A 25,482-nucleotide genomic window follows, 5' to 3' on the forward strand; every position below is an offset into this window, starting at 1 on the left:
GGACAGCTTGCGATATTCGTCGGCGACTGCCGGGACGCCCTTCGCATGCTTCCCGACCGCTGCATCGACTGCATGGCACAGCCTGGTAGGCTCTGCCTGGCAGGCATCGTGACCTCGCCCCCGTATTTCGGCCTGCGCCGGTACGGCGACGCGGAGGGCGAGATCGGTCGCGAGACGACCCCCGCCGAGTTCGTGGCGGCCCTGCTGGAGGTCTTCGCCGAGGCCCGCCGAGTGCTGAAGGACACGGGGACGGTCTTCGTGAACATCGGCGACGGCTACGCCAACGACGCCTCGGCGGGAATACCGCGGAAGTCGCTCATGCTCGTGCCGGAGCGTTTCGCCGTTGCGATGGTGGACGCCGGGTGGCACCTGCGGAACAAGGTCGTCTGGGAGAAGACCAACCCGCTGCCCGAGCCCGTCACCGACCGGATCGCAGAGCCTGCGGCACCGCGTGCCGTTGTCATGTCGCGGGCCTGGGAGCCGGTCTACCTGTTCACGAAGCGGCCAAGCGGCTACTGCTCGAACGCCGATGCGATCCGCGAGCCGTACAGCCCCGACTATCTCGCCCGTTGGCGGTCGAAGCGGGGCAACCGCAACGCCTGGAAGCTGTCCGAGGCCCACAAGGGCGGCATGGCACAGCCCTGCGGGCAGCGCCTGCGGGGCATGATGGCGACCCGCTTCGCCAACCCGCCCCACCCGTTGGGCCGCAACGCCCGTGACGTCTGGACCCTGGCCGTGTCGAACGCGAAGGGCATCAAGCACCCCGCGCTGATGCCAGTCAGGTACTGCCTGCCAGGCTGTGCCATGCCCCTGTCGCTGGCCGAACGCTGCCTGCTGGCCGGCTGCCCGGTCGGCGGCAACGTGCTCGACCCGTTCGCCGGCGGAATGCCTGCCAGGCAGAGCCTATCATCGGGTGAGACCCGAAGCCCGTTCGGGTCAGGCTGTGCCATGACGACCCTGCTCGCCACCGCGTCGAACGGACGGAACGCCGTCGGCGTCGAACTCGACATCGGCCACGCCGCCGAGGGGGCGGACAGGCTCGCCAAAGCGGGCTTCCCGGTCGGCTGGCGGCTCGATGCCAGGGAGGGGCGCCGCGCTTTGATGGCCTGACAACTGTTTGCATGCCGCAACTGCAACGCCTGTGAAGCTGAATGCGGAGGACGGAATAGGGATGACACACACACAAGCCCGGGCGGAGAGGGATTCACCACCGTCCGGCGAGAACGAGGAGAACACGATGACGAGAACCAGCCGGGCGGGATTTGCCGCCCTCATCGCAGCCCCTGCGGCCGCGGCCTGCCTCATCGCCGCGGCGGCCCCCGCCAAGGCGGACTGCTTCCCCTACGCCGACTTCGTCGCCTCGGCGGAATCCACCCCGCCGTCCGCCCTCCCTTCCACCGGCTGCCGGACGGACGGAATCGGCGCCCCCCTCAACCTCCTCCCGCCGGACCCGGGCAAGGCCGGCAGGATCGTGGCGGTGCCGCTCCCCTCCCCTGCGGAGGCCGGGCCGGAGCAGTCCGTCCGCGACCCGAGCTTCGACCTGCCCGCGATCTACTGACCATCAGGATACCAGCCGCCATGACCGAGACCTTCAGCCTCCTCACCGAACGCCTCCGCCGCGCCGCCGCGGACACCTCCGCCTCCGAGCTGGCCGATCGGTTGGCCGACCTGCTGGACGAGGGCATTCCTGGATTGATCCCCTACATTCAGTCCAGCGAGCACCTTCACGAGCTCTGCGGCAGCGACGACGACGTCGCCCGCGCCGCCCGCGATCTGCTCGACGCCCTCGCCTCGGAAGACGCCATCATCGACCTGGTCACCGAATGCGGCCAGCGCCCCGTGACCACCATGAGCCGGAGGTGAGACGATGGCCAAGGCGAAGACGACGAGGAAGGCGGCCGAGGAGACCGGGTTCGACCGGCTCCTGGTCTCCCTGAAGGGGATCGACGCGATGATTGTGGAGTGGGAGTCCGAGAGGGACGAGCCCGCGGACACCCGCAAGAAGCCGAACGAGGGGCTGGACGACCCCTTCGACTTCGGCGCCGCTTGAACCGGGGTTATGAGGCAACCGAAAGCCCACTATGTGTTTGCATGTGGTCCATTTGCACAATGCAAGGGAGCTGGCATAGCATCGGACTGAACGGCACCCGAGACGGGAAGGAGAACAAGCATGGGACAGGGGAGAGACGCATTGGACGCACTCGCACGCAACGTGGAGGTCGTCGTGCACGACACGGTGGCCGACAACGGACTGATCGCCGGAAGCGTCGAGCTGGGCCGCGACGAGGACGGAACGGACACCGTGACGGTGACCGTGCTGGGCCGTGACGGAACCGGCCGCTGGTCGGCCACCTCCGTCTGCCGGGGCGGGACGGACGGATTCGGCGAGCCGAGCGTCGTGGACGGGGCGACCGCTTTCGCGGGGCGGGTGTTCGAGGGGCCGGGCGTCGAAAGCCCGCGTGAGCTGCTGTTCCTGCGCGAGACGCTGAAGGCCGCCGAACTGGCCGTCGCCGAGGGTCGCGACCTCGGACAGGACCGCTTCGTCTACCGCGTCGCCCACAGCCGGGACTGCGAGCGTGCGTTGTCGTACCTCCGGCACGGGCTGGCCGACGTGGACGCCGCGGACAGGCACGAGCGGACGGCCCTCGTCGCCGCCGTGACACACTCGCGCCCCGTCGCCGTCCAGCGGCTCGTCCGCGAGTTCGGCGCCTCCCTGGCGGCCAGCCCCGGCACGTTCGCGGGCAGGCCGCCGATGGTCGCCGCGGCGATCAACGAGAACCCGGAGATGGTGCGGATCCTCGCCGCGCTGGGCGCCGACCCGGACGTGCGCGACCACGCCGGCTCCGCCCCGCTGCACTACGCCGGCGACTCTCTCCCCACCGTCCGTGCCCTGCTCGACGCGGGCGCCGACCCGAACGCAACGGACCGCGACGGCGAGACGCCCGTCTTCGACGCAAAGCGTGTGCCCGTGCTGAAAGCCCTCGTCGAGGCCGGAGCCGACATCGGCTACGCGATCCCGCTGAAAAACGGACGCAGCGGCGACACCGTCTTGCACCGCTTCGCGAAGACCGGGCGGGCGAACCTCGCACTGGCCGCCGTGAGCCTGGGGGCCGACCCGAAAGCGGCCAGCGCCGCTCCGCTGGGCTGGATGGCACAGCCCGTTGGGCAGCGCCTGGCGGGCATGCGGGGCGACACCCCGATCCTGCGGGCCGAACGCACCGGGCATGCCGCCCTCGGCGAGGCCCTGCGTTCGCAGGGGCGGGATGGCGTGCGTCGTGACCCCGCACGATCGGCCGGGATCAGGATCTGACCCGGTGACCGCGACGCCAGCCCAGGAAAGGGGGATGGCCGCACCCCGCGACATTCGGGGAGCAATCCTGTCGCGGAGCCACAACAATGCAGAACCAAGCCCGGAAGTCCAACATCACCAAGGCCGATCTCGCCGACCGCTTTGAATTCCTGCTGAACGGGGGCACGCCGCCGATTATCGCTGCGCGGTTTGCCTCCGCCACCATCGGCGGCAGCCCCTGCCAGGCGTTCAGCCAAGCCGGCAAGCGCGAGGGTCTGGGGGGCGCCCCGCGACTAAAGTGAACGAAGAAAGAACCCAGCCGCGCACAGGAACCGAGTGCGGCTTCCAGTGGAATCCGGGCGCCTCCAAAAAGCGTTCCACAAAAAGGCAAGACGCCACGCGGGTTTCCACAGAAAGGCGTGTTCGTCCCGAGGCGGACGGATCGCCTTTTCTTTGTCGGGGACTGGGCCGCCCGCCTCTCCTCCCCGCCGTTTTTTGACCCCGCCGAACACGGCCGCTTAGACTCTTAGATGTGTTTGCATGGCACCACCCTAGCGGCTGCCGTGCCGCCTTTGGGGAGGAACGCCGATGAGGGTCGAATACAATTCAGGCACGGGCGAGTTCAGGTTCCACGCCCTACCCCCCTGGGAAGACGGGGCGCCTGCGGGTCGCAAGGAAAAGGACGTCGTGAAGGAGGCGGGCTGCCGCTTCCGCAAAGTCGGCGCCGACGCGGTCTGGTACACGGACAGGCCGGACGTCGCGGCGCAGGCGTTGAAGTCGAGCCAGTCCGCCGGGCATGCCATGCGCGTCGATGACGCGGCCAAGGAGGCGCTGGAGAAGGCGATACGGGCGCGGGAGTCCGCCGCCAGGGCCGCCGAGACCGCGGCCGAGGCGTCGAGGTCAGCCGCGTCGGACGCGGCGATCCCCGCCCCCGCCGGGCTGGACTACCTGCCCTTCCAGCGTGCCGGCATCAGCTACATCCTCGACCGCTACGCCGACGGCTGGCCCGGGGTCATCCTCGGCGACCAGATGGGGCTCGGGAAGAGCATAATGCTCGCAGGCGTGGTCAACAGCCTGCCCGTCGAGGACGGCCCCGTCCTCGTCGTCTGCCCGGCGTCGCTGAAGGGCAACCTGGCCCGCGAGACGCTGAAATGGGGAGTCCAGGGTCGCGGCGTCCACGTCTGGACCGGGAAGGAGCAGCCCGCGTTCGCCGACGGCGACGTGGTGATCGTCAACTACGACATCGTCCACAAGGAAAACGTCGCGGCGGCCCTGAAGGGCGGGCTGGCGAAGCTCGGACGGACGCAGTGGGCCCTGCTCGCCTGCGACGAGGCCCACTACCTGAAAAATCCCCAGGCGAAGCGGACGCAAGCGGTGCTCGGCGACAGCTACCGCAAGAAGGAGGGCATCCCGGCACAGCGTCGGCTGTTGATGACGGGCACGCCGATTACGAACAAGCCGAAGGAGCTGTGGCCGCTCGTCGATGCCTGCGTGAAGAAGAAGGGCGCCGCCGTGTTCGGCCCCGGCGGGCGAGACCTCACCGCCCCCTTCACCCGCTACTGGAACTCGTACGCACCGGAGAAGAGCTTCGCCGGGCTGTTCTGCGACGGCCGGCAGGGGCGCTACGGACTGGAGGACGACGGGGCGTCGAACCTTGAACTCCTTCAGCACGGCCTGCGCGGCTCCTTCATGGTCCGCCGCACGAAGAACGAGGTGCTGAAGGAGCTGCCGCCGAAGTTCCGCCAAGTCGTCGAGTTCGCGATGGAATCCGACGACGGCGTGAACGCCGACCAGGCGAAGGCGGCGGCGAAGGCCGTCAAGGCCGAGGCAGCGACCGCCGGCAGGCACGAGAAGGAGATCGAGCGGCTGCGGGCCGCCGTCGAGCTCGCCAAGGCGTCTGACGACGAGGCCGCGTACCAGTCCGCCGTCGCCGCCCTCCGCAGCGGCCAGGGGGCCGCCTTCGCGGAGATGGCGAAGGTTCGGCACGAGACTGCCGTCGCGAAGATCCCGTACGTCGTCTCGCACATCCGGCAGGCCCTCGACGGTCAGGAGCGGGAGGCGGACGGAAAGCGGGGCGGCATCATCGTCTTCGCGCACCACACCGACGTCATCGAAGCCATCGGCGAGGCGTTCGGCCCCACCGCCAGGATCGCACACGGCGGCACCCCGCTGAAGACCCGCCAGGAGCTCGTGGACGCCTTCCAGCGCGGCGAGTTCGACGTGTTCGTCTGCCAGATGCAGGCGATGGGCGTCGGCCACACCCTGACCCGGTCTAGCCATGTCGTCTTCGCCGAGCTTGACTGGGTGCCCGCGACGGTCAGCCAGGCGGAAGACCGCTGCATTCTTGCCGGTGAACTCGTCCAGACAATCAAGGGACTCGTGCCGATCGAGGACATCAAGGTTGGAGACCTTGTCCTGACGCATCTCGGTAATTGGAAGCCGGTGACCGCAACAAGCAAGAGGAGCCACCGCGACCTCATCACGGAGATCAGCTACTTCCGCTACAACAAGCCGCTCCGCAGCACCTCCGATCACAAGCTGCTCGTTTTCCGGGATGGCGAGATCACGTGGATGGAAGCAGCCGATGTCCGCCCTCGCGACGCTCTTGTGATGCCGAGACCGGTCAGCGACGGCGATATGGATATCGAGGAGATTCGCCTGGACGACTGGATGAGAGTCCCTCGCACACACCACAACTCATGGGGCGACAAGCAGACAAACGGTCGAGCCGTGTTCCTGCCTGACGCACTCGCTCTCGATGACGACTTCCTGTTCATGTGTGGCTGGTATCTCGCCGAGGGCTTTGTCAGCACAGACGCCAAGAAGGGAGCGTTCGTGTCCTTCTCTGGACATGAGCGTGAGCACGCCATCCTGGATCGGATCGCCCTGACGCTTGGCCACCTTGGAGTCGATTCCAGGGTCTATCGTTCAAAGAGATGCAAAGGGATCGAGCTCCGGGCTTTCAGCAGGGAATTGGCCAACTTCATGGGGCACCATTTCGGACGCCTGTGCGAAGACAAGAACGTTCCGACTTGGTTGATGAGGCTGCCGTCGATCAAGCAGAAGCACTTCGTACAGGCATACACGGCGGGAGACGGCTACCTCCGCAATGGCATCAATGAGTGGGTATCTAAGTCCGCTTCCGCTGCATCACAGGTTGCCATCATGGCGGCAAAAGCTGGCGAGAGGGTGACGCTCAGACAGGTCGATAACCGCCACAATGCCGGGCATTGGATCGGTTCCTACAACGACACGGCATCCAACCCCAATCGGGGTGTGCCAATAGGGACGGATGAATACACGCTCAACCCGGTGCGGGAGGTGAAGACCTTCATCGCGCGAAGGAGCCCTTCCGTGACCGTGCATGACCTCACCGTGGCAGACGACCACTCCTTTGTGGTTGGATTTGCGACCGTCCACAATTGCCACCGGATCGGCCAGGTCTCCAGCGTGCTCGTGCAGCACCTCGTCCTCGAAGGCTCGATGGACGCCACGATGGCCCGGAGGCTGGTCGAGAAGCAGGCGGTCATCGACCGCGCCCTCGACCGCCGGGCGGACGGAACCCTGCCCGAGATGCAGGAAGAAGACGTTGACGCCCTCGTCGCCGACCGGGAGAGCGAGCACGAACCCCCGGCGCGGGCGGGACACACCACCGAGGCGACGAAGGCCGTCAGCCGGGAGCGCGTCGCGGAATGGGCCGAGAAGCTCGCCGATCAGGATGTCGAGGACATCCACCGTGCGCTCCGGATCGTCGCCGGGGCCTGCGACGGCGCCAGGGCCACCGACGGCGGCGGGTTCTCGAAAGTGGACGCAGCCGTCGGGCATGTCCTGTCCGCCGGCGAATCCCTGACCGCGAGGCAGGCCGCCCTCGGGCTCACGCTCGCCAACCGCTACCGCCGCCAGCTCCCCGCGGAGCTGAAGGACAAGGTCGTATTCTTGTGGAACGATGTGAAGGGAAGCGGCGGGGACCGCAGGTCCGCAGGCCGCTCCGCGCTGCTCTCGGCGGTCGCGGAGGCCACCGCCGCCAAGGCGGACAGACTCTCCGCCCGCCCGCAGGCCGAGCCTCCCCGCAGGAAGCCCGGAGGGCACTCGCTGTAAGTGTTGTCATGTACCCCTATACCTTCAAGTAAACCAGTCCATAACCACAAAACGGAGGCGGTTGCGATGATGAGGTTTCTTCTTGTGTCCGGGTTGTGGACGGCGATGTCGGGAACCCTGGCGGTTCCCGTCGGGGCCGTGCTCGGACTCCCCTCCGAACAGGCGTTCCTCGCCAGCTTCGCCGGGCTGGCCGTTCTCGGGCTGGTCATCAAGGCCGTCTTCGGCCTCGGCAAGGCCGTCTTCGCCGTCGCCCTCGCCGCGGCGCTGGCACTGGCCGTCGCCTGGGCGGTCGGGCTGGTTGACGTCGGCGGGGGAGGGACGCACGGTCGGCCAGCCCAGCGGGCATCTGCCGCGGCGTTCTAAACAGAACGCCAGCGGGCTTCCGCCTCGGCGTTCTGACCGTACCTGGACTTCCCGTGGCAGTCATCGTAGCACATTTCCTTTGACAGTTTTGCCGGTCCGTGTAGTGTGCTCATTGTGTTTGCATGAAGACGGTTGATAGACTAAATGGGAGGGGATCATGGAGCACATCGAGGCGTTCAGGACGGTGCTTTCCGAAGCCCGGCGCTGCGTTCGGGAGATCGGGGAGTCCGGTCGCGTTCACCTCGCGTCCCGTCTGGCCTCCGCGCTGGAGGAGGTCGGCGAGGTCTCCAAGGATATCGGCGAGGAGGGCGGGCCCGCGTCGGTCCGCGTGATCTCCGGAATGACCGCCCGCCTGCGGCTTGCCCTTTCCTCCGGCAGCGACGAGGCGCTGGCCGTCGCGGTCTGTGCGTGCCAGGACGACGTCCGGGCCGCGAAGGGGTGCCCGTCCGTCCGCGAAGCCCCGGCGACCCCTTCCGCCCTTGTCGAGACCCCGGCATCGTGGGGTTGGGGGGACGCCGACGACGGTGCCGAGATCCCGGTGCCGACGCGCACGCAGGTGCTGACCTTGGCGTCCGCCCCCGACCTGACGCTGGAGGATGCCCGCATCCTCGCCTCCCTCGGGGCCGGTGCCGGCGAGGAATCCGCCGACCTCACCCCCGAGCAGAAGGCCGCCCGAGACGCCGCCGGTGTCATGCTGTACGAAGAGGCCGTCGAGGAGGCGGCGCAGGTGATCGGCGTGCTGCACGACGCCATGCGGGAGATGGCGCACAAGGGGCCCATCCGGGCCGTGCGCAACCTCGATCTCGCGCTGGGCGAGATGAAGGGGGACAGCGGCCAGGCGCTGGCCGAAATCCGCTCGCGGATCGCACGCGACATGTCCAGCCGCAGCCGCACGCTCTCGATGCACAAGCCGAAGCCGCCGGCGTTCGGGCCGACGGAGACACCCGCCCGCATCGACATGATCGAGATGCTTCTCGGGCCGATCGACGCCGTCATCGATCTCCGCGCCGCCTACGAGGTGGATATGGTCGCCATGGCCGACGGCTTCCGGGCGGTCTCGGAGGCGGCCCGGCATCTCGTGCGGATCGCCGAGACGGACTCCGCCGTCGCCGCACGGGGCATCGACGGGCTGCGGGGCTTCGTGCTCGCCGCCCGGGGCGAGGGGACGAAGCGGTCGGCCGTCCGACTGCCGCAGGAACCCGCCGTGCAGGAGCCCGCCGCGGACGAGGACGAGGACGACGAGCCGCAGGATGCGATCGAGGAACCCTCCCCCGCTGGACGGATGATGTCGGTGATCGACCGCGACCGCGGCGTCGCCGAGGCCAAGCGCTTCACCAGCGAATACGCCCGCTGGCGCGAGCCGCTGAAGCTCGTCGCGAAGCACGGCCTGCCTCTCCGGGGTGCGGTGTCCGTCGAGGCGATCGCCGATACCCTCGATCGCGAGTTTCCGTGGATGGAGGCGGCGAACCGGCACGTCCGCGTCTCGATGCAGCTCCGCTCGAAGGGCGAGGCCGCGTGGTTCTGGATGCCCCCGCTGCTGCTCGACGGCCCCGCCGGGACGGGCAAGACGACGTGGGCCCAGCGGCTGGCGGAACTCGCCGGGGTTCCGCATGCGTTGATGGCGTGCGCCGGGCTGGGCAACGCCTTTGGCTTCAGCGGCTCGCAGCGTGCCTACCGCTCCGCCGAACCCGGCTTCCCGTTCCGCAAGATGTGCGAGCTGCGGACTGCGAACCCGGTGCTCCTGCTCGACGAGATCGACAAGACGGGGTCCTCGGATCACAACGGCCGACTGCACGACGCCATCCTGACCGCCCTGGAGCCCGCGACGTGGACGGCGGTGCCGGACGAGTTCCTCCAGCTTCCGATCGACATGTCCGCCGTCGTTTGGGTCATGACCGCGAACGACGCCTCCCGCCTGCCCGAGCCGCTGCGGTCCCGCATCGCGGTCGTCCGCGTCCGCGAGCCGGAGGTCGAGCACGCCCGCGCCCTCGTTCCGAAGATGTCCAAGGGCGTGGCGGCTCTCCACAAAATCCCGGGCGATGCGGTGCCTCCGCTCAACGACGAGCGGGTGCAGGTGCTGCTCGACGAGTTCGAGGGCCACCGTTCGCTGCGGCTGCTCCGCAAGGGCGTCGAGTCCGCGATGGCCGACCTCGTCGCCGGTCCGTCCGAGGGCCGCAAGTCGCCCGACGTCCGCCGCACCGCCGTCCACGAGGCGGGCCACGCCGTCGCCGGTCTCGCCCGCGGCATCGAGATCCTGAAGGCGACCTGCCGACCGGACGACGGCGGACTGTCTTACGGGCACGTCCTGATGAAGGCGCCGGAGGGCAACCCCAGCGCCGACCTGCTCAAAGCCCGCCTCGTCATGGCCCTCGGCGGCCACGTCGCGGAGCGGCTGGTCTTCGGCTCCGGCGCGGTGACGACCGGGGCGAGCCAGGACATCGAGGTCGCCTCGGAGACCGCCCGCCGCATGGTCCGCCTCGGCATGTCGTCGCTCGGGCTGACCCTGTCCTCGGCGGCGAAGGACGCCGACGGGCGGTGCGAGAAGGAGGCCCAGCGGCTGCTCCGGGAGGCGGCGGACGAGTGCGAGCGCATCCTCGCCGCCAACCTCGGCACCGTCCAGTCCATGGCGGCCGAGATGCAGGCGAAGGGCACGCTTGTCCGCGGCGAGGTCGCCGCCTACGCCGCCGGCATCGACCGTGCGCCGGCCGAAACCACCCTGTGGCGGCGGCTGCGGACGGAAGGGGCACGCCGCTTCGGCGCCCTCCGCCGCACGCTCCGGGCCGCGTGAAGAAAAAGAGAACGAAAGTTCTGTCGCCGAGAAGGCGGGGCGGGCGATCCGTCCCGCCTTTTTCTTACCAAACCGCCTGAATAGGCCGGATTGTCAACAGATCCACTTGGCCGTTTCTACGGATCGCAGGCTGTCCCATCTCATCGGCGCTAGCATCGCTCTGTGTTGAAACAGAAGGAATGCCAGCCATGGCGAGACTGCTGACGATCGAGGAGTTCCGGGCCGAGCCGGGCGGAACGTTCTTCGCCCCGGTGCACTGGGGCGCCCACTACTTCGCCGACGGGAAGCCGTGGGCGGAGAGGGACATCGACGAGGAGGAGCACCCGGAGCACGGGCCGGGACGCGGCGGCGAGGTGATGGTGAAGGCTCCGGCCCACTGGGCGGAGGACGGAACCTCCGTGTATATGCCCACGGTCTCCCTCTCGCCGACGCTGTGGGCCGCCGGCGACGCAGGCTGCGTGCGGACACCGTCGCCCCGTCCCGCCGAGGTCGGCTTCGAGGCCACCTCATTCGAGTGCTCGATACTCGTGTTCAGCCGGGAGGAGGTCGCCGCCCCGTGGCTCGCCCTTCTCGACGCACCGCTCTCCGCCCTTGGGGGCTGCGGCCCGGTTGCTTCGTCCCGCCTCGACCCCGCTGACGTCGCCCGGGTCATGGAGTGGCGCCGTGCCAGGTTCCTTGAAGCGAGGGCATCGGCGGAAGGCAAGCTGGCAGGGCGGAGCGAGGCGGAGACCGCCGCCACCCGAACCGGGCTCACGTTGACCAAGGCGGAATCCCTCGCGCTTCGGAGCGGCATGAGGCACCCCGGCGACGCCATTCGGTTCCGGCTGTGGCGCGACCTCATGGGGCATCCCTCCCTTGGGCGGATCGCCCGCATGCTGGGCAAGGGCAAGTCCACGGTTTGCCGCTACATCGCCGGCGACGCCAGAATCCCCCCGAGGGTCGTGAGGCGGTGCCGGGAGCTGCTCGACGCCCGCGCCCTGTCGATGGCCAAGCGGGGCGACATCGCAGGTCGCTTTCCCCACCTGCACGATCTTGCGGACGGTCCTGCCGCCCGCAGCTACGTGCGCGAATTCGCCATGGTGGCGGTCGCTTCGCCGCCGGTCGGCGAGGAGATCATCGAGGCGTCCCGGCAGGCCCGTCCCGGCTGCTCCTGGCTCCGCGAGATGATGGCGGAAGCGATGCCTTCCCCCGAGTCCGCCCCCTTCCCTCCCGGCTGCAACGAACTGGGCGACGACGCGTGGAGCAGATAGCAAGACGTTTGATTGTCCGCATGCCAACTGTTAGTATTCTTATATGCAGCTCTATGACTCCGAGGCGAGGAGCGAACATGGCGGACGGAACCACGGATGCGATAGTAGTTGACACCAGTTGGGTGGACTGGCTGACCGCCTCTCCCCCCGAACGTGCGTCCGAGGCCATGGCGGAAGCGCCCGAGGCTCTGTCCACGGCAGCACCTGATGACGAGACCGCACTCGCCCTGATCGATCCCACTTGGGCAGAGGCAGCGGTCGGCGCGATGCATGCAGCAAAACGTGCCGTTAAGCATGCCGAACTGGAGCGGCGGATGCTTCAGGATTCCCAGGATTTTTTGCACGCGGAATGCGGGACGGTGGCACAGTTCGCTTCTCACCTGTCCGCAGCCGTGCGAAGCACGGCCACTGGTCTCTTCGGCAGGAAGGATTGTCGCTCCTCCGATCTTGAGAATTTTCTCGTCATCGTGGACCGCTTCGTATCCGCAGTGCCAGCGTGGAAAGCGCAGAGTTCGGACGGTGGCTTGATCGAACAGGTGAAGGCAACGACACATGCCATTGAAGATCACCTTTTCGATGTCGAATACGAGAGATTGAAGTCCATGCTCAACGGGGCCGCCCCCAGCGAGGCGGACATCATCCGAGCGATGGCACAAATGGAAAAGGCGTTTGATGCCGCGCAGAAGAGGTCCTCATCCTTAAGCCTGATCGATGCCAAGAAGGAATTTGAGGACTTCCTGATAGCCACCAGTGAGGCGTTCGTGAACCTGCTCATGCACTATCCGCGCCTCATCCACCCGTCACTCGGCGATGCCGCTTCGAAGGCGGCCCGGGAATTTGAGGCAGGCCAGGGATTCAACGCGGGAGAAGCGAAATCGGTATCAGGTTCAGCTAGCAATGCCGGCGAAGATGGAGACGATGAACTGTTCTCCGATCGTACCCCCGATAAGCTCAGGGCAAGGGCGCACGGGGAAGACACCTCGTCGCCCCCTCGTCGGATGATCGCCGATCCCAGCAAGGCGGCTGCGGTTGCGGAGACGCTCATCGAAGAAAAGCAGGTCTGGGCAAACAAGCTGTCCGACGCGCTCGAAAGCGGCGGCCTTCCGCTGCTCGGCTCCTGCGACGTCGGCGCGATCGCCGACGAGCTGGACCGCCGCTTCCCGTGGATGAAGTCCGCCAACGAGTTCGTCAGGACGGCCCTCACGCTCCGTTCGAAGGGGCGGCACGCCTGGTTCTGGATGCCGCCGCTCCTGCTGGACGGCCCGCCAGGCGTGGGCAAGACCACCTGGGCGAAGGCCTTGGCGAAGCTCGCCGGCACGCGGAGCTACGTGACCTCATGCGCCGGGCACTGCAACGCGTTCTTCCTCACCGGCTCGAACGCGGGCTACCGGGCAGGCGCTCCCGGATGGCCCGTGACCCGGATGCTGGACGGAGCCTGCGCGAACCCCGTTCTCCTGCTCGACGAGATCGACAAGGTCGGCAGCAACGACCACAACGGACGCCTGCACGACGCCCTTCTCCCTCTTCTCGAACCCGAGACCTCGGGTGAGGTCGAGGACCTCTTCTACGAAATCCCCATCGATCTCTCCGCCGTGACCTGGGTGTTCACGTCAAACGACGCGTCGAAGCTGCCCGAGCACCTGCGGTCTCGGCTGACGGTCGTGAAGGTCGGCAGACCGGACCCGGCGCACCTGCCCGCCGTAACCGAGGGCATCGTCGCCTCGATCGCCGGCCGCTACGGCATCGACCAGGGGGTGCTGCCGCAGATCTCCGAGGCGGAGTCCGCCGACCTCCACGGCGACTTCGAGGGCCACCGCTCGCTGCGCACCCACCGCCTCGCCGTGGAGGCCCTTATCGCCCGCAGGGTCTCCGGGCGCCCCGAGTGGACCGCCCCGCCGCTGGGGGCCGAGACCGACAGGGTCTACGAGACCGCCGTCCACGAAGCGGGGCACGCGGTCTGCGGACTGGCCTGCGGGATCGACGTCCTGAAGGCGACCGTCGTTCCGGCGGATTCCAGCCTCGGGCATGTGCTCCTCAAGTCCCCGGAGGGTGTTGCGACTTCCGAAGAGCTGGCCAGCCGCATCGTCGTCATGCTCGGAGGCCGCGCGGCGGAGATCGCCTTCTTCGGCCCCGCCGGGGCGACCTCCGGCGTCTCCAGCGACGTCGAGAGGGCCGAAGAGCTGGCCCGGGACATGGTCTCGCTCGGCATGTCGTCGCTCGGGCTGGTGCCGGTGAAGGCGAAGGGCGACAACGCCGAGATCGAGGCCGAGGTCGCCCGGCTCGTCCGCGAGTCCGCCGCGAAGGCCGCGGCCATCGTCGCCGGACGGAAGGACGACATCGAGCGGCTGGCCCGCGAACTCGTCGCCCGCGGCACCCTGCGCGGGGACGCCCTCCGCTCGGTCGCCGGTGGCAACGCCGGACGGAAGCCCGCCGGCGGGGCGCTGCGGGCCGTCAGGGCGTGGCTCGGACGATAAGTGTTGACAAGCAAACGGATATATGGAGGGCAAAGACATGGCTGAAGACACCAAAAGGGCGCTGGCCTACGCGGCGGCTGCGGTCCTCTGCGGGCTCGGCGCCGCGATGGCGATGGCCGCCGCCTCCCTGTCGGCGGACGGAATCCTGATGTGGGTCGCCGAGGCGTCCGGCTTCGACATCATCGCCCGGGTTTGGATCGCGGCGCACTGGGCGTGGGCCGGCATCGTGAAGGCGGCGTCGAAGCTGGTCGGCGGGGCGGACGTGGCCAAGGCGGTGGCGCTGTGGCTCTCGTACGGCGTCGCCCTCGGCGTCGGGCTTTGGGGATACCGCCGGGGCTACCGCCTCGCCCGCGCATACATCGTGATCCGGGCCGCCGATTGATGGCCTCTGCGGACCGAATAGGACGGGAAGCGGGCGTCCGTTCCCGCTCCTTTGGTGTTGACATGCAGACTATTTAGTAACAGCAATTAAGCATGTTCTGAAACTGGGAGGATTTGCATATGCACGGAGGGAAGCAATGGGCCGTCTTCGCCGCCTTCATCGGCGTCGTAGCCCTTCTCTACGTCTGGATCATGTCCGTCATCGGCTCGATGTTCGGCGTTGGCCTCGAATGGGCCTCCGGGCTGCTGTGCCTCGGCGTGCTCGCCGGGGTGGCAAGCATGATCCGCCGGGACCTGAAGAAGCCGTGGGTCGTCAAGCTCGGATGGGTGGCCGTTCTGGTGTCGGCGATAACCGCCGCGGCGTGCCTCTACGGCCTGACGATGACCCCGTTCGCCCACCTGAAGGGGACCATCGTCTCGCGCATGAGCCTGGGGGCCGCCATCGACCGCTATGGCGTGTCGGTGCTGTCCGGGATGGACCTCTCGCTGGCCCTGCCCTTCCTGCTGAGCCTCGCCGCGACCGGCCTCGGTCTCGCCACGCTGGCCATGGACGGACGCCCGCTCGAACGCATCCTGGTCATGCTCGGCTTCGCCCCCAGGGGCTTCGCGAGGGCGGCGAACGGCGAGCTTGCGGATTCCGGCTGGCTGCCCGTGAGCGACGCCCTCGACCACAGCCTTAAGGGCGGCCTCGTAATGGGGCAGATCGACGTGACGCTCGACCGCGCATTCAAGCGCCGAAAGGTGCACAAGATCGGCGAGGAGCCGAAGGCGATGAACCCGCTCGACGAGGAGCAGGAACTCGCGAAGAAGGTGTCCGACGGCCGCGGCTCGATGCCCCCGATCATCATGCACAAGCTCGAAGGCCACGGCATGTCGATCGGCTCGACCCGCTCGGGAAAGGGCCTGACGCTGATCGCCAACCTTCTCGCCCCGCTGGTGGACGTTGACGGCACCTGGGGCATGCCCCGCTGGAAGCGTCGCTGGCATCGCCGCACGCTCCGCCGGAAGGGCGTGCAGGCTGGCTGGCCGGGACCGATCCTGATGATCGACCCGAAGGGCGAGAACATCATGGTCGCCCTGTGGGCCCGCCTGATGCTCGGCCGCAAAGTCCGCCTCATCGACCCGTTCGACGCCGTCGGCGAGTTCGCCAATAAGCCCGGGTTCGAATACCTCAGCCTCGTGCCGAAGGGCGGCTTCAACGTGCTCGACATCATCCCCCACGAAGACAACAAGCGGTTCACGAACCTCATCGAGGCGCTCATGGACCCGCTGATCCCGATGCCGAAGGGGGACGCCGGCAACGCCAAGCACTTCCTCGACGGTGCCAAGACGATCACCGCCGGCGTGCTCGCGTGGATGTGCTCGATGTTCCCGAAGGGCGACCCGCGCCGCTCCCTCATGCTTTTCAACGAGCTCATCTACTCCCCGCTGCTGGACGCGATGCTGACCGGCGAGGGCTTCCCGGAGGAATGCTACGAGAGCGAGGGCAAGCTGAAGCCGGAATGGGCCGATTGGAATCTGGCGGACCCGATGTGGCTTGAGCGTGCCGGCGGACTGCCGATACGGGCGTCCGGCAAGTACCTGAAGGCCGGCGCCGAGAACGAGCGCCCGGGCTTCATCTCGTCGATCCAAAACGCCGTGAAGTGGCTGAACAACCCCGTGATGCGCCGGCACGTCGCCGTGAGCACCTTCGACATCGACGACTGGTTCCGCGGCACCGAGGATCTATTCCTGACCGTGCCGCCCTCCGACATCCCCGGCGTCGAGGGCTACATGCGCCTCTGGGCGGCCATGCCGATCCTGCTGGCCCCGTCGAAGCAGTCGCTCATCAAGGAACGCTGCCTGGTGGTGCTGGACGAGGCCCCGCTGTTCGGGAAGCTCGACGCCATCATCCAGGCGTTCGGCGTGATGGCCGGCTACAACGTGAGCTACTGGGTCATCGCGCAGACCCTGTCGCAGCTCGAATCCGTCTATTCGAAAGAGGATGCGAAGACCCTGCTCGGCAACGCCGAGTTCGTGCAGTTCCTGAAGGCGGGCCAGGGCGACGACAACGGACAGAAGTGGGTGAGCGAGGTGCTGGGGGCCACAACCAAGCTGCTGGAGACCCGGGGCACCTCGTCGGGCACCTCAGGCCAGGACGGGCAGGTGTTCGGCGGCTCGAACGTCGGCACTTCGCTCAACCGCAACCTTCAGAAGGTCGAACTGATGACTCCTGCGGAGATCGGGCAGATGCAGGACGGTGACTGCATCATGCTTTGGAATCCCAGCGGCAAGGAGCGCAAGCCGTTCCGCATGCGGGCCGTCCGCTACTTCGATCACCCGTTCTTCAAGGATCTGGCCTTGCCCAACCCCATGCGTCCGGGAGCGGAGCCTCCGAAGCCCGAGGTGGTGGCTGACCTGGAGGCCCGGCTGCTGGAGACCGCCGAGCAGGAGAGGAAGGTCGAGATTCCGAAGTCGCTCATCCCCCCGGAGCTCCGCGGAGGCTTCACCAAGCCCGACGGCAAGGGCGGCTCGGCAGGGGGCGGAGGCGTCTCCCTGCCCGCCGTCCTGGACATCGACGTGCCCCAGTTCTCCGGGTACGACGACGCGGACGAGGACGACGAGGTGTACTCCGACCGTGTTTCCGCCGAGAGCCGCAACATGGCGAACAGGGCAAGCGGCGACCTCGACGACATCAACAAGGAACTTGGCGGCGACACCGACTACACGGGCGTAGCCGGAGCCGGCTCCGACGATTACGCCGATATCCTGGGCCTGGGCGCCGAGACCACCTTCGTCGGAACCTACCGCGAAGACGACGAGCCCGTCTGAACCTCCGCGAACGGAGGAACGCAAAGGGGAGGCGACCGCCTCCCCTTTTTCCGTTTCCGTCCGGTTCTCTGTGTTCGGGTCACCTCACGGGGGCCACGTAGCCGATCTCCACAAGCGTGCGGACCATGTCGGCGGCCTCCCGGCGGCGGCGGACGGGATTCGTCATGCGACCGAGGAACTCAAGGTCCTGCACCGCCCTCCGGTCGCGTCCGGTCACGGCTGCATCGACGAACTCACGCGCCTCGCGCGGCAGCCTGTTCCACGACGGGCCGACCAGGCGGCGGACGGTCGCCGCGGTGGCGCGGCCGGAATGCCAGAGATGAGCCGCCTTCGCGAACGCGAACTCGGGGCCGGGGGGCTTCCGGGATGCCGACGTGCCGTCGCGCCCGGCTGCGGGGTCCGCCACGTCGGCGTGTCCGTCCGGAGCGGTCGGCAGCCGGGCGGGCAGCCCCAGTGCCCGGCTGATAAAGCTGAAAACGTTCACCATGTCCCCCTCCTCGTCCCGCGCAGCCAAGCCGCCACATGATGGTCTTGCATAACACAAAATGTATATTATGTCAAATTGTGTGCGCGGGCGGCTGTGGCCCCACTCCTGTTCCGGATTCTTGCAAGATTCCAGATCGGATGTCCGGGTCTGCCCTCTGGGCTCGGAGTGCGTCCGCGTGTAGAATCCTCCTCGCCGTCAACCCACGGGAGGACTCCATGCTTGGCATGGCCTCAAGGTGCTTTCTCGCCGCGGTGTCCGCCCTCGTCCTGGCGGCGGTCTGCATCCCGGCGAAGGCGGCGGAGATGCCCCGCAGGTGCGGCCCGCAGGGCTGTGCCACCGCCGTTTCCGGTTATCCCCGCATCATTGACGGGGACACGCTGGAGGTGGCCGGAACGAGGGTCCGCCTGCACGGCGTGGACACGCCGGAGCCGAGGCAGCCGTGCGTGAGGGAGGGAATCCCGTACGACTGCGGCCGCATCGCCAGCGCCGCCCTCAAGCGGAAGATCGGCGGAAGGGAGGTCTCGTGCCGCTCCGCCGACGGCACGAGGGATCGCCGGGGGCGCCTTGTCGCGGTCTGCGGCGTGGTCGGCGAGGACGGATCGCTCAACGCTTGGCTCATCTCGCAGGGGCTGGCGGTCGCCTACCGCCGCTTCTCGAACGACTACGACGCGCTGGAGGAGGAGGGCAAGGCCGCCGGCATCGGCATCTGGGCCACGGAGTTCATGCCCCCCGAGGACTGGCGGAGGCTGCGAAGGCAGGGGCAGCGGTAAGGTTCCGCCTCACGGCCTCAGTATGGAGTTCAGCGTCGGGCTCTCCGCGTAGATCGGCAGGGCAGAAAACAGCAGCCTCTGCTTGAGGTCGTTCGGAAGCTGCTTCCAGACCTCCTCCGGGTCCGTGATCAGCCCCGACGTGCCGGGCAGGTAGACGCTCTTGGTCTCGACCGTGCCGATCTGCTTCGCGAGGGCCTCCTCGACATCGGCGATGCGGTCCTTCCTGCGATCGCACAGGAAATTCGCCAGCCACCGCTCGACGGGGTCGTAGAAGACACGCTGCTCCGGCTGGTCGAACCTCTTCTCGACAAGCGTATCGACCAGCCTGAAAGCCGAGTGAAAGTGGAACATGAAGCTGTCGTCGAGGGCGATCGGCAGGTGGGCCGTCACCTTGCCCATGTTCCGCATCACGAAGTCGCCGACCACCTTCTCCTTCTTCCTGTCGTAGGGGTAGATGGCCAACGCGATCCCCGGCCAGTCCTCGACGGCGCCGCTTCTGGATTTGATGGACACCGAGGTCCAGCGCCGCTGCTCGCGGCTGCCGAAGAAAAGGTCGGTCTTGTAAAGCCCCCGCAGATCGTCCGGCAGCTTGAGCCATTCCTTGGGCTTTCGAAGCTTGGTGAAGAGTTCTTTGGTCAATGGCGTGCCCTTGTTGCACACCGTGACCAAGGTCGGGTCCTCGCCGAACAACTCGTCGAACCGGCCAAGGAAGCCTTCGTGATCCCGCTTCTCGATGCCATAGATGACGGACTCGATCGGCCAGTCCCACCCGAACATGTTGCGGAGGGCGGCGCAGACGTAGCCGTACATCGGCTGCATCCGTTGAGCGACGCCGAGGTGGATGGCGTGCTCGAAGCTGATGCCGAAGAACCCGTCGTGTTCGCGGAGACCCATCGCGAGCTGGGTGAGCGTCATGTCCGCGCGGGAGCAACTCATGTTGTCCACGGACTCCGCGGACACGTTGTCCCTCAAGGCCCGCAGGACGGCGACGACCAGGGCGGCGGTTGCGGGAAGCCGATCGTCCGCCTGCCCTTTCTGGACGATGCCGAAGACGTCGATATCGGTGTTGACGTCGGTGATTGTGTCCAAGGCGGCCCGCGCGGTCGGTGGTGGCTGAGACGTGTCCCATCATCCTGCCACAACGCCAGGTCGGTGTCTCTCCGGGTCCTGCTCAAGCCGCTCGCCGGCGGCGCCCCCAACTACTGTTCAAAATGGGACGCGGTACTGTTCAAAACAGGACGGGGGGTCCGCGAGACCGTTGCGGGAGAAGGCTTTCGGGGTTATTCCGCCAGCCCCCTATATATTCTCCTATTTTATAGAGGGACTGATTTCAGAAGCGTCAGCGTGACGGATTCCCGCATGACGGTGGAGGGTAGGTCCTGATCGGTCGGTCAGGGAAAAGCCCCCTTCCCTTGAACTGGCTCCGGAGGACGGGACGGAGGGATGAGAGTGTAGCCGGACGAGGAAGGCGCTGGGGGCCGCTTTTTATCCCGGGCGGAGTTGTGGGCAGACGGGCGGGGCGGTCTGAAGGTCGGACGGGCCATGGCTGCGGACAGACGGACCTGGGATAATGGGGGAGATCGACGCTGGCTTCGGCACCCCCGGCGGCGAGACACGCCTCAGAACGTGCCTGGAGGCCCCACAGGCAGCCTCGGAGCGGAAGGCTGGGAGAAGGAGCCTCCCGAGCGGGGAAGCTGCCAAGACGGCTTCCAGACCATCCACGGCCCCGCAACGGCGAAGGGCGGGTGGACCTCCGTCCACTCCGCCCTTCCTGCCGCAATATCCCGAAGCCCGTGGGGTCAGGCAGCGATTCCGTCCGTTCCTGCGGAGGCGATCCTGGCGCGGAGTTCCGCCAGCACCAGCGGCGAGGGCGGAGCGTCGCGGTCGTGGAAGGGGTGCGGAAGCGCCAGGCCCCTGAACTCCGGTGCGTCGAGATCGCGCACGGCACCCATCCTCGCGCACATTCCCGGGCGGGCCACAAAGGTGTCCCAGTCGCGGACACGCGCGAGGTAGGCGGCATCGAGGAGCCGGCCGCCGAACGCCGCATGGCACCGTTCATCGCGGGAGGTAAACCGCGGACGGAAGCCGACGATGTCGTCGCTGGCGAACATTCCATCCATCACATCCGGCCCGTACACCGCCTCCAGCACGCTCTCGGACTGGGCGACGATGTGGGTGCGGACGTTGAACTGGCGTCCCAACCCGCAGAACACATCGACGACACCCAGCACGCGTCCGACCTCTGGGGCGTCATCGAGGATCATGTCGATCCCTCCGTCCACCATCTTTCCCTGACGGACACGCGCAGTCATGAACGCGCATTCCGCGAGGACGGCGAGATGGCCCCTGCCGAATGCGCTGTTCTCGATGGGGGAGAAAAGCACGAACAGATCGCTGCGGCCTTCGATGAGATCCGCGAAGTCGAATGCCGGCGCCGCAAGGTATTCCTGGACGCCGGGATTGCGCAGCCAGGACAGAGCGGACCGGCAGATTCCGATGGCCGCATCGGCTTCGACGGAATGTCCCGAAGCGACAAGGTCCCTGTATCTCACCGAGGCCCGCGACGGAAGCCCGCCAGCACGCTCGACCCACTCCGGGCTGGAGAGGTCCCACTCCCTCCACTCGGGAGGAAATCCGCCGTCCTCGCCCGTCCGCTCGGGAGGCGGTTCGCCCGACAGCATGTGCGAGAGAGCCTCGTCGTGGAGAATGGAGCCGACGAAGGCGATCGACCTCCTCGGGTCTCCCTTCGGCAGGCAGCAGACGAATGCGATCACCCCAGCCAGGAACCCCCGTGACAACGAGACGAGATAGCCCAGCTCATCCGGGGTTCCGTTCGGGCCCACCAGTGCCTCGGCCAGACGCTCGACTTCCAGCGCGAAGTGGGGGTGATCCTCCGAAGGCAGGGCGTTCAGAGGCTCGAAGCCGATCGTCGGCACGTCGGACAGGTATTCGAAGCCGGGATTCCTCGCCAAATTCTTCAGGAGTCCGTCGGGGTCGATGACAGCGACCTTCCGACCAAGACGGAGGCGGGCCAGGATCGTCGATGCCAGGACCTCCCCGGACCTGTCGAACACCATCACCGGGGACGTGAATCCAACGCGCGTCTTCCGCACGCCGGACCGGGCGAGCCGGGGGGACACCAGCCGCTTCGGCAGGGACGCTTCGGCCAAGGGGTCGATCTCGACCTCGGGGCAGAGCAAGTTGGCCGTCAGCCCGACCGTCTTCCCGGTGCGGCAGGGGCCGATCACGACCGTGTTCCCACCCCTCGCGACCACGAAAGAACCCGGCGGGGCGAGATCGGGTTCGACGTCTCCGCACCTGTGCCCGTCGGCGTCGAGGGTGCGGTCGATCCGTCCGACGATGAGTCCGCCGCCCGCCCCGGCGGAGACCAGCTCCTCGGCGGAGGGCTGGCGGAAGGTGAAGTCGGTGTTTTCGGGCATGGTGTTCTCCCGCGGTCGGTGGTGGAGGTTTCCTTTCACGCTGGTAAATAAATGTCTGCATGTCAACTTACATTGCAACTTCGCAAGGATGCGGCGAGTCGATGACGTTCGCTCTACCCCTGCGTCGGGGCGGGCGGTATGTTCGCCAGCCGCGGGCGAATGTGCCCGCGCACTGGGGGATGAAGATGAAGCGTTCGGCGGCCGGGAAGAGGATTGTCAGGTTCAAGTCGTGGCTCGTGTTCGTGTTGGGACTTGTCTTCGGAGGGCTTGCGGGGCTGGGCGCCTTTGTCGCCATGCTGTCACTTCCGACCCACCTGCCGGAGATCCAGTTTCTCCCGACCATCCTGTCGGGACTCACGATGCCGACCGGATGGCAGGACATCGCCCAGCCCCTGTCGCTGGCGCTCTCCACGGCGGTGGGCATCGGCGGCGCCATCGCGGCGCTCACCGTCGCCCACGCCGCGCTCAACATCGCCGAGCGGCAGGACAGCATCGAGAGCATCCGCTTCATCGAAGAGCAGCGGACCCGCGTGTTCGATGCCTTCTCCGAGTTGGCCCTGAGCATCGTCGGGCTGAACCATGCGGCTGCCCGTGTCGCCGCCGACTTCAGCGACCTGGTCCGGGCGAACGCGAAGACCGTCGAGCGGGAGTGCGATGAAGGGCCGATGGAACCCGATCGGTACGTCGTGCTCAATGAGCTGTACGCAGCCCTGGAGCAAAGCAGGCAGAAGGAAGGCGAGCAGACCCCGTGGGCCGAGCTCCGGAGGGCCGTGCACCGTTTCCGCCTCGCCATCGCCCAGATCGGCTGCGTGCCTGCCGCCGGGACGGTCGGGACGAGGCACCAGAGGTTGGCCTTCGACGACGACAGGTCTCTAAAGGAGGCGGGCGAGATCATTCGCCGAGATCTTAGCTCTCGCACCGCCGGAGACGAGAACGAACCGCCGACAATCGATGACCTCGTAGAAGTGCTCGACGACAACGCCGCCCGCAGCGCCGGGGCGGTCGTGCAGGCCCTGCTGGCCGCCCCCATCGCCATCGAGCGGCGGAAGCTCGCGCGGCAGGAGCCGAAGCACAAGTCGCGGTTCTACATGCCGCCCTCGATCAAGACGGTGGACGTCACGGACTGGACCCTTCCGCGCGGCAACCCGCTGCTGGTCGCCGGGCTGCTGATCGCCCACGGCAGCGACGACGAGCGCGGCGTCGTCAACGTCGGCGGCGCCGTGATTCAGCACGCCATCGCGTTGATCCCTGACGGCAAGTCGATCGCCGAGCATTTCTGGAGCCTAGCCGACGAGATGGGCGCCTCCGAATACCCGGTCATGACCACGGTGCTGGGATCGAGGCCGAACGATAGGGAGGCGTCCCCGGCGGGCCTCCTGTCGCCCCGGTCCGTCCTCGGCAACGCCCTCGCCGAGTTCGGGCAGGACTACTTCTCGCTCTACCCGAACTACGAGCCGGAGGAACACGACCCCGGCGAAGAGGCGGAATATGCCCCGGCCGAGGCGACGGCCTGAACGACGAAGGGGAGGCCGTCGCCTCCCCTTTCCGTTTCCATCCGCCCTTCCGGGGCTATTTCCTGCGGCGCGAGACCAGCGTGTAGCCGACCCAGAACGCCAGCCCGGCGGAGACGGACAGCAAAATCGTCCCGGCGAGGGGAAGGTATCCGTCGAAGCGGCCAGCGGAGGCCCACCAGACGGCGACCGCAAGCCACGCCGCGGTGGCCGCAGCGTCGCCAAGCCTGGAACCCGTGCGGAACGCCAGCCCCAGCCCCCAGGCGAGAGCGGCGCCGAAGCAGACGCCAGCGAGCAACGAGGCGTCCGACAGCGTCTCGGCGGGCAGAAGGATGCCCAGCTCCCTGAGCCGCGGCCCGAGCATGCCGGGGGCCTGGACCATGGCCGCGAACCCGCAGATCGCGGCCCACAGGATGCGGGTTCGCCAGAACAGCCTTCGCCCCCAGCCGCCGACGACGAGCAGGGACTCCCAGGCCAGGATGCGGACGTCGTCGAGGAAGGTATGAACCCTCCAGATCAGCTTCTCGAACGCGTCCTCGGGCGGCTTGGGGTCGGGCTGTATCGCCGCCAGCGCCCTGTCGCCCGCCGAGCGGACGGCGGCGAGGAACGCCTCGGCCGCCCCCCTGCCCTTCTCCCGCGCCGATTCCGCCCCTTCGCGCCGGGCATCCGCCGGCAGGCTGCCGCGGAAGGCCGAGAGGTCCTCCGGGGTCAGGCAGTCGAGCTCGTCGTCGGGCACGGCGAGGCGTTCTGAGACCGATAGGGCGAGGAGGCTGTTCAGAAGCTCCGCGCTCGACGCCCGCCACTTCTCACCCGCCTGGCGGTCGGCCTCCGCCCATGCCGCCGCATCCCACAAGGTGTGGCCCGGCGGCGGGGACGGAATCCCCGCCGGGGTCGGCAGCGGCCCTGCGGGCTGCTTTCCGGGCTTGCGGAGGCCGAACATTGGTCAGCCCTCCCCGCCCTCGGCCTTACGGCACTCTTCCACGATGGGAGCGATGATCGGCTCCACCGCGGCGGTCGCGGCGGCAATCCACTCCGTCAGCTTCTTGATCTCGCGGTTCGCCTTCGGCTTCGACAGCCCCAGCTTCTCGGCGATCGTGTCCGCCTGGTCGTAGACGTCCATCGGGCTCATGTAAGCCAAGTTGCCGTAGTCCTGTACGAGACGGGATGACGAGAACGGAATCTCGACGATCTTCAGCCCGACGGCGGCCTCAAGCTTCGCCAGCTCCTTGAAGACCTGCCCGTTGCGGCAGGCGGCGAAGCCGTCGCCGTTGATGTCGTTCAGGACGAAAAAATAAGACGCGTTCTTGCCGTAGAGGTCCACGGCGGCGCGGAGCGCCCTAAAGCCGGCGTCGATGGCCGCCACGTCGGGCGTCACGGGAACGGCGAAGATCTTCCAGACCCCCTCCTCGATCATGGCTTCGGGCACGTCCGACAGCCTCTCCCACTCCATCTTCGCGGAGGTGACGTTGGCGCCGAGGTCGGTGATCGAGTGCCCGGCGGTCTGGGCGGAGTAGACCGGGTCGAAATGGCTCTCAAGAGCCGTCCGGTCCTTTGCTGCGGCAGCCAGCCCGGCGGAGGCCGCCAGCGTCACGTCCACCTTGTCCCCGCGGCTTTCGAGGAATTTCGAGAGCTTGCGCTCGTGATCCACTTCGATGACGGCGATCTTCGACCTCAACCCGTGGCGACGAAGGCTCTCGATGAGCACGAGGTCCGTCAGCGACTTGCCGACGCCGCCCTTGTCGTTGGGATTCTCGATTGCGAACTTCATGGTTTTCTCCTTCTGATCATCTGGTCTGGCTGTACGCAGGCGTCTGCAAGCC

At 67.6% G+C, this 25,482-nt stretch carries 20 protein-coding genes; 15 read left to right on the plus strand and 5 right to left on the minus strand.

Features of this window, described 5'->3' with window-relative positions:
• The first annotated feature begins 72 nt into the window (after positions 1–72).
• From TSO5_RS15975 to TSO5_RS16035, 13 genes are all read left to right on the plus strand, one after another.
• Positions 73–1,110 carry a site-specific DNA-methyltransferase gene (locus TSO5_RS15975; protein WP_158282426.1) on the plus strand — a complete coding sequence of 346 codons (1,038 nt, stop codon included), beginning with the start codon at positions 73–75 and terminating at the stop codon, positions 1,108–1,110.
• A 127-nt stretch (positions 1,111–1,237) separates the two neighbouring features.
• Positions 1,238–1,558, plus strand: a complete 321-nt coding sequence (locus TSO5_RS15980; protein ID WP_146203752.1) for a hypothetical protein — start codon at positions 1,238–1,240, stop codon at positions 1,556–1,558.
• Between the two features lie 20 nt (positions 1,559–1,578).
• Positions 1,579–1,863 carry a hypothetical protein gene (locus TSO5_RS15985; RefSeq protein ID WP_109152466.1) on the plus strand — a complete coding sequence of 95 codons (285 nt, stop codon included), beginning with the start codon at positions 1,579–1,581 and terminating at the stop codon, positions 1,861–1,863.
• 4 nt (positions 1,864–1,867) lie between these two features.
• On the plus strand, positions 1,868–2,050 hold the full coding sequence (locus TSO5_RS15990) for a hypothetical protein (protein ID WP_109152467.1): 183 nt from the start codon (positions 1,868–1,870) through the stop codon (positions 2,048–2,050).
• 141 nt (positions 2,051–2,191) lie between these two features.
• Positions 2,192–3,310 (plus strand): ankyrin repeat domain-containing protein, encoded by a 1,119-nt coding sequence (locus tag TSO5_RS15995; RefSeq protein ID WP_109152468.1) that lies wholly within the window; start codon positions 2,192–2,194, stop codon positions 3,308–3,310.
• Between the two features lie 86 nt (positions 3,311–3,396).
• On the plus strand, positions 3,397–3,591 hold the full coding sequence (locus tag TSO5_RS16000) for a DNA cytosine methyltransferase (RefSeq protein WP_109152469.1): 195 nt from the start codon (positions 3,397–3,399) through the stop codon (positions 3,589–3,591).
• A gap of 286 nt (positions 3,592–3,877) precedes the next feature.
• On the plus strand, positions 3,878–7,387 hold the full coding sequence (locus TSO5_RS16005; protein ID WP_109152470.1) for an SNF2-related protein: 3,510 nt from the start codon (positions 3,878–3,880) through the stop codon (positions 7,385–7,387).
• 66 nt (positions 7,388–7,453) lie between these two features.
• Positions 7,454–7,750 carry a hypothetical protein gene (locus TSO5_RS16010; RefSeq protein ID WP_158282427.1) on the plus strand — a complete coding sequence of 99 codons (297 nt, stop codon included), beginning with the start codon at positions 7,454–7,456 and terminating at the stop codon, positions 7,748–7,750.
• Positions 7,751–7,907: 157 nt separating this feature from the next.
• Positions 7,908–10,538, plus strand: a complete 2,631-nt coding sequence (locus tag TSO5_RS16015; RefSeq protein ID WP_109152472.1) for an AAA family ATPase — start codon at positions 7,908–7,910, stop codon at positions 10,536–10,538.
• Between the two features lie 188 nt (positions 10,539–10,726).
• Entirely contained in the window at positions 10,727–11,788 is a 1,062-nt protein-coding gene (locus tag TSO5_RS16020; RefSeq protein ID WP_109152473.1) for a hypothetical protein, read from the plus strand.
• A 77-nt stretch (positions 11,789–11,865) separates the two neighbouring features.
• Positions 11,866–14,262, plus strand: a complete 2,397-nt coding sequence (locus tag TSO5_RS16025) for an AAA family ATPase (RefSeq protein ID WP_158282428.1) — start codon at positions 11,866–11,868, stop codon at positions 14,260–14,262.
• A gap of 37 nt (positions 14,263–14,299) precedes the next feature.
• Complete coding sequence (locus tag TSO5_RS16030) at positions 14,300–14,644, plus strand: hypothetical protein (RefSeq protein ID WP_109152475.1); 345 nt, start codon at positions 14,300–14,302, stop codon at positions 14,642–14,644.
• A gap of 119 nt (positions 14,645–14,763) precedes the next feature.
• Positions 14,764–17,454, plus strand: coding sequence for a type IV secretory system conjugative DNA transfer family protein (locus tag TSO5_RS16035; protein ID WP_109152476.1), 2,691 nt, complete (start codon positions 14,764–14,766; stop codon positions 17,452–17,454).
• Between the two features lie 79 nt (positions 17,455–17,533).
• On the opposite strand, the gene TSO5_RS16040 is transcribed toward TSO5_RS16035, so the two are convergent.
• Positions 17,534–17,941 carry a hypothetical protein gene (locus tag TSO5_RS16040; protein WP_109152477.1) on the minus strand — a complete coding sequence of 136 codons (408 nt, stop codon included), beginning with the start codon at positions 17,939–17,941 and terminating at the stop codon, positions 17,534–17,536.
• Between the two features lie 251 nt (positions 17,942–18,192).
• Between TSO5_RS16040 and TSO5_RS16045 the strand changes: the two genes are divergently transcribed.
• Complete coding sequence (locus TSO5_RS16045; RefSeq protein ID WP_158282429.1) at positions 18,193–18,711, plus strand: thermonuclease family protein; 519 nt, start codon at positions 18,193–18,195, stop codon at positions 18,709–18,711.
• Positions 18,712–18,720: 9 nt separating this feature from the next.
• Here TSO5_RS16045 and TSO5_RS16050 read toward each other — a convergent pair whose 3' ends face one another.
• Entirely contained in the window at positions 18,721–19,800 is a 1,080-nt protein-coding gene (locus TSO5_RS16050) for a hypothetical protein (RefSeq protein ID WP_109152479.1), read from the minus strand.
• Between the two features lie 710 nt (positions 19,801–20,510).
• Positions 20,511–22,151 carry a type IV secretory system conjugative DNA transfer family protein gene (locus TSO5_RS16055; protein ID WP_109152480.1) on the minus strand — a complete coding sequence of 547 codons (1,641 nt, stop codon included), beginning with the start codon at positions 22,149–22,151 and terminating at the stop codon, positions 20,511–20,513.
• Positions 22,152–22,252: 101 nt separating this feature from the next.
• Between TSO5_RS16055 and TSO5_RS16060 the strand changes: the two genes are divergently transcribed.
• Positions 22,253–23,665: a hypothetical protein gene (locus TSO5_RS16060; protein WP_109152481.1), complete on the plus strand. Its 1,413-nt coding sequence runs from the start codon at positions 22,253–22,255 to the stop codon at positions 23,663–23,665.
• Between the two features lie 55 nt (positions 23,666–23,720).
• Here TSO5_RS16060 and TSO5_RS16065 read toward each other — a convergent pair whose 3' ends face one another.
• A complete protein-coding gene (locus TSO5_RS16065; protein WP_109152482.1) occupies positions 23,721–24,602 on the minus strand; it encodes a hypothetical protein in 882 nt (293 codons plus the stop codon).
• A gap of 3 nt (positions 24,603–24,605) precedes the next feature.
• Positions 24,606–25,430: a hypothetical protein gene (locus TSO5_RS16070; protein ID WP_109152483.1), complete on the minus strand. Its 825-nt coding sequence runs from the start codon at positions 25,428–25,430 to the stop codon at positions 24,606–24,608.
• Positions 25,431–25,482 lie beyond the last annotated feature (52 nt).

Origin of the sequence: Azospirillum sp. TSO5 (genome assembly GCF_003116065.1) — a bacterium.
Lineage (GTDB): Bacteria > Pseudomonadota > Alphaproteobacteria > Azospirillales > Azospirillaceae > Azospirillum.